The organism is Streptomyces sp. Ru62 (assembly GCF_002920615.1).
Taxonomy (GTDB): Bacteria; Actinomycetota; Actinomycetes; order Streptomycetales; family Streptomycetaceae; genus Streptomyces.
In genome coordinates, this window is the sequence record NZ_PQSU01000001.1 from 389,695 (window position 1) to 402,032 (window position 12,338).

Sequence of the window (12,338 nt, forward strand, 5' to 3'; positions counted from 1 at the left end):
CCTTACCCGAGACGTGCCTGGGCCTGGGCCACGATCCCGTTCCACCATCCTTCGATGCGGTTGTACAGATGGGCACTTCTGGCTACGCCGACGACAAGGCAACCGTGGTAGTCGTCGCCGATGTTCTTGCGGACCGTCTTGGGGTTGTGCCGCTTCAATGTCGGCTTGGCGAAGACACCCGGGTCGACATCGGCGATGTCCGCCCAGTGGCGATGGGCGGCCGCGACGTCCGCTGACTCGTGGATGAGCACCCGGAAGGTCAGGCGCTCGCGATCCACGCCGAGCAGGTCCAGCCACGCCAGGTAGGTTCGGATCACGCCCGGGTCGCTGTTGACGAAGATCGCACGTTCCCGGCGGTCGTACGGCTTGCTCTTTGCCCCCTCTGCCCAGTAAAGGGCGATTCCCTCCATGAAGAGCTCGCGATCGGTGAGTTCACCGACCTCGTCGAGGGCTGCTGCTTTCGTCCGCTCCAGCTTCTCCCTGTCGGCAGCGCGGCGCTTTGCCAGGCCCTCCTGCATCAGAGCCCGTTGCTCCTCTGGTGTGTACCTGGGTGCCGGCTTCGGCAGATCCCGTACCCACAGCGACACCGAACTCCGTGAGCAGCCCAGCTCCGCCTCGATCTGGTCGTAGGTCCAGCCCTGGAGCCTCAGCTCTCGTGCCCGCGCTCGCAGGTCGTCCTTCGCCCTCGGGCGCCTCGTCCAGGCCGGCGGGGGCTCGCCCTTCACCAGCTGGTTGAGGACGTCGTTGTTGTAGATCTTCAGCTCGTCGCGGATCTGCCGGAGGCTGCGGCCGGCCCGGCGGAGTGCCACCGCCTGTTCCCTGAGTCCCTCGAAGTCGGCGTATTTGCCTGGTGAATGTGCCATACGCATACCGTCCGGACGGAATGTGGGGTTCCGGGGTCGAACGGGGGAGGTTCACCAGTTCGAGGGATAGCGGGTGGTTTCGAGGTCGTTCGGTTACGGAGTGTGGCGTGTGGTGGTAGGCGAAAGTCACCGGAAATGCCGCACCGCTCGCCCGTAGGCTGGACGCATGACCATGACGGGGGAAGACCACGAGAGGGCGCTGACCGGCCCTTGGTGGTGGGTGAGGCGGCGCAGCGCGGTGCTCGACGGGGCGCTGGCGCTGGTGTCCGCCGTGGAGTGCGCGGCGGAGGGGGTTCCGTTCGCGCGGGACGCGGGGATTCCGGCGTCCGTGGGGATCGTGTTCGGTCTGGTCGCCGGTTCGGTGCTGCTGGTGCGCCGGAAGTGGCCGATCGCGGTGGTGCTGGTGGCGATCGCGATCACGCCCGCGCAGATGGGTTTCCTGATGGGCGTGGTCGGTCTGTACACGCTGGCCGCGTGTGAGCTGCCGCGGCGGGTGATCGGGGCGTTGTCGGGGATGTCGCTGCTGGGGACGGCGGTGGTGACGTTCGTGCGGGTGCGGCAGGACATGTCGCGCGGGGATCTGACGCTGGGTGACTGGTTCGTGCCGTTCGCGGCGGTGACGACGGCGTTGGGGCTGACGGCTCCGCCGGTGTTGCTGGGGCTGTACGTGGGGGCGCGGCGGCGGTTGATGGAGAGCTTGCGGGAGCGGGCGGACAGTCTGGAGCGGGAGCTGCAGTTGCTCGCGGAGCGGGCGGAGGAGCGGGCGGAGTGGGCGCGTAACGAGGAGCGGACGCGGATCGCCCGGGAGATGCATGACGTGGTCGCGCACCGGGTGAGTCTGATGGTGGTGCATGCGGCGGCGTTGCAGGCGGTGGCGCGGAAGGACCCGGAGAAGGCGGTGCGCAATGCCGCGTTGGTGGGGGACATGGGGCGGCAGGCGCTGACCGAGTTGCGGGAGATGCTGGGGGTGCTGCGGGCGGGGGAGGACGCGGGCCGGCGTGCGGCGTCGGCGCCGTTGGTGGCGGTGGGGGAGGCGGCCGCGGCGGCGGCTTCCCGGGTGGCCGAGGCGGAGGGGGCGGTGGAGGGGCCGTGTCTGTCGGAGCTGGACGAGTTGATCGGGCAGTCGGCGGCGGCGGGGATGGTGGTGGATCTGTCGGTGGAGGGGGAGGTGCGGTCGTATGCGGCGGAGGTCGAGCAGACGGCGTACCGGGTGGTGCAGGAGGCGTTGACGAACGTCCACAAGCACGCGGCGGGTGCGAAGACGCATGTGCGGTTGGCGCACCGGGTGTCGGAGATCGCGATGCAGGTGGAGAACGAGCCGCCGCCGGAGCCGGCGTCGGCGTCGGCGGCGGGGTTGCCGTCGGGTGGGAACGGCCTGGTGGGGATGCGGGAGCGGGTCGTGGCGCTGGGCGGGGTGTTCGTGTCGGGTCCGACGGACGCGGGGGGTTTCCGGGTGTCGGCGGTGATTCCGGCGTAGGGGTGGGTGACCTTGTCGTGGCGGGGGCATACAGGGGGCGGGTCGCCGGGTTTCCGTGTCCGGGGCCGAGGGGGGAGCGGTGGCGTGGGGGGTTCTGCTCGGTCTGTGCTGTGTGGTGACGGGGGTCGCCGGCTGGTTCTTCCGCCGGGCGTACCGGCGCTGTGCGGAGGCGCCGGTGGGTGCGTGGCCGGAGGGTGTGGAGCTGGGTCTGTACGAGGTGGCGTTCCTCTCGGGCCGGGGTGAGTACGTCGCGCGGACGGCGATGGCGTCGATGCTGCTGGGCGGGCGGTTGTCGGTGCGGGACCGGGTGGTCACGATCACTGATCCGGTGCCGCGGGACGTGGTGGAGGCGGCTGTGATCGGGGTGCTCGGTGTGCGGCCGCGGCGCCGGGTGTGGCGGCGGATGGACCGGTTGGTGAGGCGTCCGGCGATCGATGCGGTTGGTGACCGTCTGGCGCAGTGGGGGCTGGTCGACGGCAGTCCGTCGCGGGTGCGGGCGTTCGATGCGGCCGACTTCCTGTTGTGGGTGGCTCACTGGGTGTCGGGGTTGCTGGGGGTGGCGGCGGTGGCTGTCGCGGCGGCGCAGGACGGGCCGGTGTGGGTCGTCCTGGCGGTCGTGGTGGTGGTGATGGTCGCCGGTGCGCGGGCTCATCGTCATGAGGGTGTGGGGTCCGGGTGGCTGTCGGAGGCGGGGCGGGCGGCGCTTGCCGCGCATGAGGCCCGGTTGCCGAGTGGGGTGTGGGCGCCGGAGGGGAACGACGGGCTTCGGGGGGAGGCGGCCGTGCGTCTGGGGAAGGCGGCTCGTGGCTGGATGTACGACGAGCTGGGGCGTCTGGAGGACGCGACGAGGTGGCCTTCGTCGGGGTCCACGGACCCCGGCTACGACGACCCGCCGGGGCTGGGCGGGCTGTAGGGACGCGGGTGCCGCGGGGCGTCGGCTCGGTGGTGCGGCGTGCCGGGGCGGTGTCGGTCGGTGGTGCGGCGTGCCGGGGCGGTGTCGGTCGGTGGTGGGGTGTGCCGGGGTGTCGGTCGGCGATGGGGCGTGTCCGCGGGGCGTCGGCTCGGTGGTGCGGCGTGCCGGGGCGGTGACGTGGCGGTGCCGTGTGCCGGGTGTCGGTCGGCGGTGGTGGGTGTCGGGGTGTCAGCCGGCCGTGAGGCGGACCGGTTGGATGCCGGTGACGAGGGTGGACAGGGCGTGGTCGATGTCGGGGCCGAGGTACCAGTCGCCGGTGTGGTCGATGGTGTAGACGCGGCCTTCGGCGTCGATGGCGAGGAGGGCGGCGTTGTCGGTCTCCTCGCCGAGGGGGCTGAGTTCGGTGCCGAGGGCGCGGCCGAGGTCGCCGAGGGTGCGGGCGTGGTGGAGGCCGTGGAGGGGGTCGACGTGGAGGCCGGCGGGGGCGATCTGGCGGCCGGGGCCGGCGGGGGTGATGCTCAGGCCGCCGAATTCGGCCCAGGCTTCGACCGCGGCGGGGAACACGGTGTGCCGGTGTCCGGCGGGTGAGGTGTGTTCGCGCAGGGCGTCGGCCCAGATCTCGGCCTGCTTTATGTCCCAGCGTCCGGGTTGCCAGCCGGCGGCGCGCAGGGCGGCGTCGACGGGTACGGGGAAGCGCGTGGTCGAGGTGCGGTCGGGGTGCATCTGCCCTTCGATCGTCGTGCGTGCTGGTGGTTCAGGTGGTGCCGGCGGCCGCCGGGGGTCAGTCGTCGGTGGCGGTGGGGTCGACGATGCGGACGCCGAAGTGGGCGCTGAGGGCGGTGCAGGCGCGGCAGGGGGCGGCGAAGCTGCCGTGGAGGGGGTCGCCGTCCTCGCGTATGCGGCGGGCGGTGAGTTTGGCGTGTTTGAGGGCTTTGCGGGCTTCGCCGTTGGTCATGGGTCTGCGGGCGGCGCGTTTGCTGCGGGCGGCGTCGGCGGCGGCGATGTGCCGGGAGATGAGGATGGTCTCGGCGCAGCGGCCGGTGAAGCGGTCGCGTTGGTCGCTGGTGAGGGTGTCGAGGAAGTCCTGGACGAGGGGGTGCAGGGCCGGGGGCTGGTCGCTGCGGGCGGCGGTGCCGGTGAGTGTGGCGCCGCGGACGGAGAGGGCGGCGGCGACGGTGGGCAGGATGCCGTCGCGGCGGTGCCGGAGGGTGGGGGCGGGGGGTGTGTCGGTGCTGCTCCAGTCGATGCGAGGGTCGCCGGCCCGCACGTCGGTACCTCCGGTCTGCAGAGCATTCATGATCGTTCTTCCCTCCCCGGGCATCCCCCCGAAGGACACAGGGTGCCAAATGCCGTGGCTGGTGTGGAAGCTGGGGCGGTGCGACACGCCCGTGTCCGGGCGGGCTGTGACGGTGGGGTGACGGCTGGTCACGACGGTGCGGGGCGGGGGTGCCGGTGGGGGCCGACGGGTGCGGGGGTGGGGATGCGGTGGGCCGGTGACCGGGGTTGGCGTACCGCATAGGCTGTCGCCGTCCGCGATCGACACCGCCGTTCAGGCCAGAGAGAACGCCGCAGGGGGCAACCGCCATGACGACAGGTCGGCTCGGGCTGGGTGCACCGCCCAGCGGCCAGGCCGGTGGACCAGCCGCGCCGCCGAACGCGGCCTACGCCGGGCAGGTCGTGCACTTTCCGGATCCGGTCCGGGCGGCACGTCACCCGAGAGGGGTACGGGTCGATGAGCGGGGTTACCCGGATTTCTCGCCGTACGCGCGCGTGGCGGTGGAGATCGCCGAGCCGCCGGAGGGTTTCGGGGTCGATGAACTGCGGCTGACGGACTACGTGTCGGCGAACGCGGCGTTGGCGGCGGCGGGGCATGAGTTGTGGGACACGGTGCCGGACGTGGCGACGCCGCACGGCTGGACGTGGCACCACGTGGCGGGTACGCGGCGGCTGGAGCTGGTGCCGGTCGAGGTGAAGGCACTGCTGCGGCATCACGGCGGGGTGGCGACGGCGCCGGTGGACCATGGCAAGCGCGGTACGCGGCCGTTGCAGGAGTCGCGGCCGGCGCACTTCGGGCTGCCGAAGTCGGGTGTGGCGGTGACGGAGGCGCAGGTGCAGGGCGTCGAGGAGGATCTCGGCTACCGGTTGCCGGGTGCCTACCGCTCGTTCCTGAAGGCGGCGGGCGGTTGCGCGCCGGTCGGCACGGCGCTGGACGCCGAGTTGGGGCTGCTGCTGGACCAGCCGTTCTTCACGGTGCGGGACGAGGCAGCGGTCAATGACCTGGTGTACGTGAACAAGTGCCTGCGTGACCATCTGACGAAGGACTACCTCGGGGTGACCTTCGTGCAGGGCGGGTTGCTCGCGGTGAAGGTGAAGGGCGAGCGGGTCGGTTCGGTGTGGTTCTGCGCGTACGACGATGTGCGGGACGTGGATCCGTCGTGGTCGCCGGCGGAGCGGGTGGAGCGTCTGCTGCTGCCGTGCGGCGACGACTTCGACGTGTTCCTGTCCCGGCTGGCCGGTAGTCCGCCGGAGTTGGAGACGGTGGCCCGTCTGATGGTGGACGGCGGTTTCGCCCGTGTCGTCCCGGTGTCTTCCGGCTCGGCGTCTTCCGGCCCGGTGGGGGAGTGAGCTGCGAGCGATGGTGACGTACGCGCAGGCGCAGGAGCGCGCCGAGGAGTGGATCAACGGCGACGTGCCCGCGTACCAGCACCGTGAGGTGCGGGTGCGGGAGTTCGAGCTGGGGTTCGTGGTGTGGGGCGAGGACCGGGCGGAGGGTCCGCGTTCGGACGCGGGCGGCCAGCGGCTGGTCATCGCCCGGGACAGCGGGGAGGCGACGCTGTGGCCCGCGCTGCCGGTGGGTGAGGTGATCCGCCGGTACGAGGAGGAGTACGGCCGCGCGGAGGAGCCGCGGGACGCGGTGCTGGCACCTGCCGCGCGGTTGGACCTGAACCAGACGTCGTTCCTGCTGACTCCTCCGGAGTGGTTGCAGGAGGCGGCGGACAAACTGGGGCTGGGCGAGCGGCGAACGGAGGGGGCGGGTTCGCCGGTTCCGGGCGCCGGTCCGTCCGCTGATCAGGGTTCGGCGTCCGGCGGCGGCTCGGTTTCTGACGGTGCGCCGGCGGGCGGTACGGCTTCGGGCGTGCCTTCCTCGGGTGCTGCGGCCTCATCCGGTGGGGCCCGACCGGCGGAGACGCAGGCCGGGGTGCCCAGGGGAGCGGATGTGCCCGCGGGGGCCACGCCGTGGGCCGGTACCGACACGAACGCCGGGTCCGGTGAGGACGACCGGTCCGTGCCGCTGCCCGCGACGGTGTTCGCTCCGCCGTTGGGCGACGCGGACGAGGCGGCGCGTCCGCCCGCGGTCGCGCCGGACGCGCCGACCGCGTTGATGTCGGGCGGCAGCCAGTTGCCGCCGACGGCGGTCGCGCCGGCGCTCGATCTGCCGGGTGCGCAGGGCGGCGCGCCCGGGACGCCGGTCCCGCAGGGTGCGCAGGGCCTCGGACAGGGCAGCGTGCCCCCACCTCCGGCGGGCGCCGGACAGGGCAGCGTGCCCCCACCGCCGGGCACGCCGGCGTACGGTCATCCGCACGTTCCGCCGGCTCCGGACACGCCCCCGGCGGGCGTACCGCCCTATCCGCCGGCGCAGGGCACTGCGCCCCCGCCCCCCGCGCCGGCCGGTGCGCCGGGCGCCCCGGCATACGGCTACCCGCAGGGGCCCGGTGCTCCGGGCTACGGCTATCCGCAGGCGCCGGGCGGTGCGCCGCAGCCCCCGGCGGCCCCGGGTGGACCGGGGCGGCGGCTCGCGCCGAACGCGGGGGAGATCGCGGACGCCGCGACGAGCAAGGCGGCGCCGCCGAAGAAGGGACGCGGTGGGTGGCGCGCCGCCTCCGCCGCCGGGCGCCCCGGGCACGCCGGGTGCGCGCCCGGGGAGCGCGGCGACACCGCCCCCGCCCGCCGACGGGTACGTGCCGACGCGGCTCGTGCCGTCGCTCGGCCCGGAGAGCCCCGAGGCGCAGGGCGGTCAGGGGAACGCGGACGGGGCGCAGGCGCCGGGCGGTGTGCACCACGCGGCCACGGTCCTGGCCGACCCGAGCCGGCCGGCACAGCAGCCTCCGGGCGCCCCGGGTGCGCCGAACCCGTCCGGCGGCCCTGGGGCTCCGGGCGCTCCGGGCGTGCCGTCGGCCCCGGGGGCGTCGCAGCCTCCGGGTGTCCCGGGCATGCCGAACCCGTCCGGGGCCTCTGGGGCTGCGGGCGCACCCGGCATGCACAGTGCCCCGGGTGGCGCGCCGAACGTGCCGGGAGCACCCGGCGCCCCGGGGAGCCCCGGTGCGCCCCAGCCCCCGGCCACCCCGGGTCGTCCGGGCGCCGTCGGTGCCCCGCAGCCTCCGAGCGCTCCCGGAACCCCCGGAACCTCCTCTGCCCACGGCGGTGCCGTGCACCACGCGGAGACCGTCCTGGCCGCTCCCCCGGTGGCCGGGCCGGGCGTGCCCCCGCCGCCCGCCCCCGGGGCACCCGGCATGCCGGGTGCCCCGGGTGTGCCCCCGGCGCCGGGCGCCTCCGCCATGCCTCCCGGCGCTCCCGGTGCTCCGGGCGGTCAGCCGCCCATGCCGCCGGGTCCCGGCATGCCTCCCGGCGGCCCAGGCGCCCAGCCGCCCGCGCCTCCCGGTGCTCCGGGCGCCCCCGGCATGGGCCCCGGCGCTCCTGGTACCCCGGGCGCCCCCGGCATGGCTCCCGGTGCTCCCGGCGGTCAGCCGGCCATGCCGCCGGGTCCCGGAATGCCCCCCAGCGCTCCCGGTGTCCAGCCCCCCATGCCTCCGGGCGGTATGCCTCCGGGTGTGCCCATGCCCGGGCAGGGCTCGGCGTACGGGTATCCGCAGCAGGGGCAGCCGACGGTCGGTCCCGGTTATCAGGCCGTGCTGCGGTACCGCGCGCAGGACGGGTCCGAGCAGCAGTTGATCCGGCGTTCGGCGCCGGGGACGCCGCATCCGGAGTGGCAGATCTTCCATGAGCTGCGGGCCATGAACGTGCCGCCGGACCAGGTGCTGGAGCTGCACACCGAGCTGGAGTCGTGCGAGCTGCCGGGGGCGTACTGCGCGCGGATGATCCGGGAGCAGTGGCCGCAGGCGAGGATCGCGAGCATCGCGCCGTACGGCACGGACCACGCGAGCCGGCAGCAGGGCATGCGGCAGTTGCTGGCGCACCAGGGCGAGTTGCACCAGGTGGCGGACGGTCCCGCACGGCCCGCGCCGGTGCGGGCGCCGCTGCCGCCGGTGCAGGCGGCGCCGCCGGTGCCCCCGGAGGGCATCGCGCAGGAGCTGGCCGGGGCGTTCGGGCCGGGGATCTTCCGGTTCGAGCAGCAGGCGGTGTCCCGGCAGGGCGTGCCGCCGATCGTGGCGCACACCCTGGTCGTGGCGGGGCTGCCGCTGGACATGGGCCCGTTCTTCTGGGCGCAGGCGCAGCCGGGCCGCCCGGTGCCGACGCTGGCGGAGCTGGCGGCGGAGCGCGGTGTGCGGCCGGCGGCGGACGCGGGGTCGTACCTCGTCATGGGTACCGACTTCGGCAAGGCGATTTGTGTGCAGTACGGGACGGCGAACATCGTGGCCGTGCCGGTGGAGGCGGGTCCGGGCGGTGCGCCGGTGCCGCCGCAGTTCGTGAACACGGGGCTGCCGGAGTTCACCCGGTGTCTGGCGCTGCTGGGCCGGATGTGGCGGCTCAGGTACGGGCTGAACCAGGAGCAGGCGGGCCGCTGGACCGTCGACTTCCAGGCGCAGCTGGCCGCCCTCGACCCGGCGGCGCTCGGTTCGCCGGAGAGCTGGTGGTCGGTGCTGCTGGAGCAGATGTGGGACGGGCTGTTGTAGCGCAGTCGCCGCCCGGCCGCCGGGTGTGAGCATGCGGGCCCCGCACGTGTCGCGTGCGGGGCCCGCCGCGTTGTCCGTGAGGGGGCCGGCGCGGGTCCGTGAGGGGGCCGTTCGGAGCGGTGGCGTGACGTGTCTGCGGAGTGTCGCGTTATGAACCCTTACTTCCCATCCATCAAGATATGCACGAAATCATCCTGTCGTGCAGGTCCGGTGGAGAGGGGTCCCCAGGGTGAGCAGCGCATCGATGCCACCGTACGGCTTCGCGACCGTCCGGGGGCGTGGCTACCGTCCCGACCAGGTCGAGGCGTTCCTGGAGGCGCTGTCCGAGGACCGGGACGCCGCCTGGGAGCGTGCCGCCCGGCTGACCGTGCTCGCCAAGGAGATGGGGGCGGAGGCCGCGCTGTTGCGCGAGGCCGTCGCCGAGCTCCCGCCGCAGACGTACGAGACGCTCGGGGAAGGCGCCCGCAAGTTGTACCAGTTCGTGCTCGACGAGGCGGCGGACCTGCTGGAACGTACCCGGCGCGAGGCCGCGGAGGAGGTCGCGCGGGCCGAGGCGGACGCCGAGCGCGTACTTGAGGAGGCGCGGGAGGCGGCGGACGCGGTCCGCGCGGAGGCCGACGAACGCGCCCGTCAGTGGCTCCTCGCCGTGCAGGCCGAGGCCGAGGGCATCCGCGTGGGTGCCCGGCGCGCGGTGAAGTCGGGGCGCATGGAGGCGCTCGCGGAGTTGCGTGAGGCGCGCCGGCGCACCGAGGGCATGCTCGCCGAGCAGTCCCGGGAGCACGCCGCGCGCTGGGCCCGGGCGGAGCGGGAGGAGGCCGATCGGATGGCGGAGCTGGACGCCGGGCACGCCGAACGGGCGAGTCGGGCCGAAGCGGCGCTGGCGGAGGCCGAGCGTGCCCTCGTGGAGGCCGAGGAGTACGAGCGCCGCTCCCCGGAGGAGGCGAGCGCGCGTGCCGCGGAGATCATCGCCGAGGCGCGCGCGCAGGAGGAGCGCATCGCCGCGGAGACGGAACGGGTGCTGCGCGAGCACGGCGAGCTGTGGGACGACATGCAGGCGCACATGGACTCCGTGCGCGACACCCTCATCTCGCTGACCGGCAGGGTGGTCCTGGAGTAGCCGTCCGGCCGGGCGCGCGGGGACGCGCCGGCCCTCCCGTCAACTCCCCTTGCGGACCGCGCCCGCCAGGATCCAGCCCTCCACCGCCTCGTACTGGTGCCGCTGCCGGTCCGCCTTCGCGCGGCCCGACAGCACCGTGCCGAGCCAGCCGAAGAAGAAGCCGGCCGGGATGGAGACGATGCCGGTGGTGGTGAACGGGAACCAGTTGAAGTCGGCGCCGGGGAACGCGGAGACGGGCGATCCGGATACGAGGTTGGTGCCCGGCATGAGCAGCAGCACGGTCAGCGAGCCCCCGATCAGTGTTCCCAGCAGCCCGCTGCGGGTGTAGCGGCGCCAGAAGAGGCCGTAGACCAGGGCGGGGGCGAGGGCGGAGGCGCCCAGGCAGAAGGAGAGCGTGACCAGGGGCTGCAGGCTGTGGTGCTGCACCAGGGTGGCCAGCAGGATGGTCGGCACTCCTATGGCGAGCGCCGAGACGCGGGCCAGGGTCATCTCGCGGCGGGCCGGCATCTCCTGCACCCGGGTGGCGAACACGTCGTGCGCGAGGGAGTTGGCGCACGCGAGGATCATCCCGGCCACCGAGGCGAGCAGGGTCAGGAAGAGCGCGGTGGTGACCAGGGTGAACAGGAAGGTCTCCGCCGTCGACACGCCGGCGCCGAACACCGCGCGCGAGCCCATCAGGTACGCCGTGTTGCCCTGCGGGTCGGCCGTGGCGATCGCCGTACGCCCGAGCAGGGCGGTGGCGCCGAACCCCACCACCGTGATGACGAGGACGAACAGGGCGACCAGGGACACCGCCCAGGACATCGAGCGGCGCACCTGGCGGGCGCTGGAGGCGGTGTACATGCGCATGGTGATGTGCGGCAGGCAGGCGACGCCGAGGACGACGGTCAGCTGCGAGGCGATCATGTCGACGCGGCCCGTGGGCGTGGTGCCGAACTCCAGTCCGGAGCGCAGGAAGGCCGGTCCGGCGCCGCTCTGCCGCGCGGCGGCGGTGAACAGGGCGCCCGGGTCCCAGTCGAAGCGGCGCAGGACCAGGAGGGCGACCACGGCGCCCGAGCCGACCAGCAGCACGATCTTCAGGATCTGGATGAGCGCGGTGCCCTTCATGCCGCCGATCGCGGCGTAGGCGATCATGAGCAGGCCGAGTCCCACGACGCACCCGGTCTTCAGGGACTCGTTGGTGAAGCCGAGGATGAAGGCCATCAGCTGCCCGGTTCCGGCCAGTTGGACGAGCATCAGCGGCAGCAGCGCGGCGATGCTCACCGCGCAGGCCGTGATGCGCACGCAGCGGCCCGGCAGCCGGCGGGCGAGGGCGTCGCCCATGGTGAAGCGGCCCGCGTTGCGCAGGGGTTCGGCCAGCAGGAACATCATCAGCATCAGTGACAGGGCCGTGCTGAGGGCGAGGACGACGCCGTCGTAACCGCACAGGGCGATCACTCCGCCGGTGCCGAGGACGGAGGCGGCGGAGATGTAGTCGCCGGCGATGGCGAGGCCGTTGCGCAGGGGGGACAGGGAGCGGTAGCCGGTGTAGAACTCGTCCAGGTCGTCCCGGTCGGGGCCGGTCATCACGCACAGCAGCAGGGTCACGGTGGCGGCGGTGGAGAAGGCCACCAGGGACATGGTCTGCGCGGAGTCGCTGAAGCCGGTGGTTGCCGCACCGGCGGCGGCCGTCATCGGGTCGCTCCGCGCCGCGCGTCGAGTTCGGCGTGCCTGCGGATGCGGTCGGCGAGCGGATCGACGTGCCGGCGCGCGGTGTGCTCGTACAGGGCTATCGCCAGCCAGGTGACGGGGAGTTGCAGGAGGGCGAGCAGCAGCCCGGCGGGGATGCCGTCGGCGACCGTGCGCGTCATGACGCCGGGCGCGTACGCGGACAGGACGAGGAACAGCGTGAAGTAGCCCAGCGCGGTGAGCGTGGCGGTGCGCCGCTGCCAGCGGTAGGCGCTGCGCAGCATGCGCAGGTCGCTGTGCCGGCCGAGGGGTTCGCGCGGCGTCCGGCGGACGGGACGCGCCGGTTCGGGCGGCGCGGGCGGCTGCCAGGGGTAGGTGGGCCGCGCCGGGTACGGCGGCTCGGGCGGGTGCGGTGAGTACGACGGGTGCGGCGGGTCGTAGGACATCC

Annotated in this window: 9 protein-coding genes and 1 pseudogene; 5 read left to right on the plus strand and 5 right to left on the minus strand. The window is 73.9% G+C overall.

Going from position 1 to position 12,338, the window contains the following annotated elements; all coding sequences use genetic code 11:
• Positions 1 to 2: 2 nt before the first annotated feature.
• Entirely contained in the window at positions 3 to 863 is an 861-nt protein-coding gene (locus tag C3492_RS01895; RefSeq protein ID WP_103809921.1) for a helix-turn-helix domain-containing protein, read from the minus strand.
• 166 nt (positions 864 to 1,029) lie between these two features.
• Here C3492_RS01895 and C3492_RS01900 point away from each other — a divergent pair, with 166 nt between their 5' ends.
• Positions 1,030 to 2,340: a sensor histidine kinase gene (locus C3492_RS01900; RefSeq protein ID WP_103809922.1), complete on the plus strand. Its 1,311-nt coding sequence runs from the start codon at positions 1,030 to 1,032 to the stop codon at positions 2,338 to 2,340.
• A gap of 79 nt (positions 2,341 to 2,419) precedes the next feature.
• On the plus strand, positions 2,420 to 3,253 hold the full coding sequence (locus C3492_RS01905; RefSeq protein WP_181140142.1) for a TIGR04222 domain-containing membrane protein: 834 nt from the start codon (positions 2,420 to 2,422) through the stop codon (positions 3,251 to 3,253).
• 228 nt (positions 3,254 to 3,481) lie between these two features.
• On the opposite strand, the gene C3492_RS01910 is transcribed toward C3492_RS01905, so the two are convergent.
• A complete protein-coding gene (locus C3492_RS01910) occupies positions 3,482 to 3,976 on the minus strand; it encodes an SUKH-3 domain-containing protein (protein WP_103809924.1) in 495 nt (164 codons plus the stop codon).
• 58 nt (positions 3,977 to 4,034) lie between these two features.
• Positions 4,035 to 4,550, minus strand: a complete 516-nt coding sequence (locus C3492_RS01915; RefSeq protein ID WP_103809925.1) for a YwqJ-related putative deaminase — start codon at positions 4,548 to 4,550, stop codon at positions 4,035 to 4,037.
• Positions 4,551 to 4,837: 287 nt separating this feature from the next.
• On the opposite strand from C3492_RS01915, the gene C3492_RS01920 reads away from it, so the two are divergent.
• The 3 genes and pseudogenes from C3492_RS01920 (at position 4,838) to C3492_RS01940 (ending at position 10,222) form a co-directional block, all read left to right on the plus strand.
• Positions 4,838 to 5,878 (plus strand): SMI1/KNR4 family protein, encoded by a 1,041-nt coding sequence (locus tag C3492_RS01920; protein WP_103809926.1) that lies wholly within the window; start codon positions 4,838 to 4,840, stop codon positions 5,876 to 5,878.
• Positions 5,879 to 5,888: 10 nt separating this feature from the next.
• A pseudogene (locus C3492_RS46775) lies at positions 5,889 to 9,105 on the plus strand (SUKH-4 family immunity protein).
• 229 nt (positions 9,106 to 9,334) lie between these two features.
• Complete coding sequence (locus C3492_RS01940) at positions 9,335 to 10,222, plus strand: cellulose-binding protein (RefSeq protein ID WP_258055433.1); 888 nt, start codon at positions 9,335 to 9,337, stop codon at positions 10,220 to 10,222.
• A gap of 39 nt (positions 10,223 to 10,261) precedes the next feature.
• On the opposite strand, the gene C3492_RS01945 is transcribed toward C3492_RS01940, so the two are convergent.
• Together C3492_RS01945 and C3492_RS01950 are read right to left on the minus strand one after the other, a co-directional pair.
• Positions 10,262 to 11,896: a cation acetate symporter gene (locus C3492_RS01945; RefSeq protein WP_103809928.1), complete on the minus strand. Its 1,635-nt coding sequence runs from the start codon at positions 11,894 to 11,896 to the stop codon at positions 10,262 to 10,264.
• The gene (locus C3492_RS01950) at positions 11,893 to 12,336 is read right to left on the minus strand and encodes a DUF485 domain-containing protein (RefSeq protein WP_103809929.1); all 444 of its coding nucleotides are present in this window, start codon (positions 12,334 to 12,336) and stop codon (positions 11,893 to 11,895) included. Before C3492_RS01950 ends, C3492_RS01945 begins: the two co-directional genes overlap by 4 nt.
• Between the last annotated feature and the right edge of the window lie 2 nt (positions 12,337 to 12,338).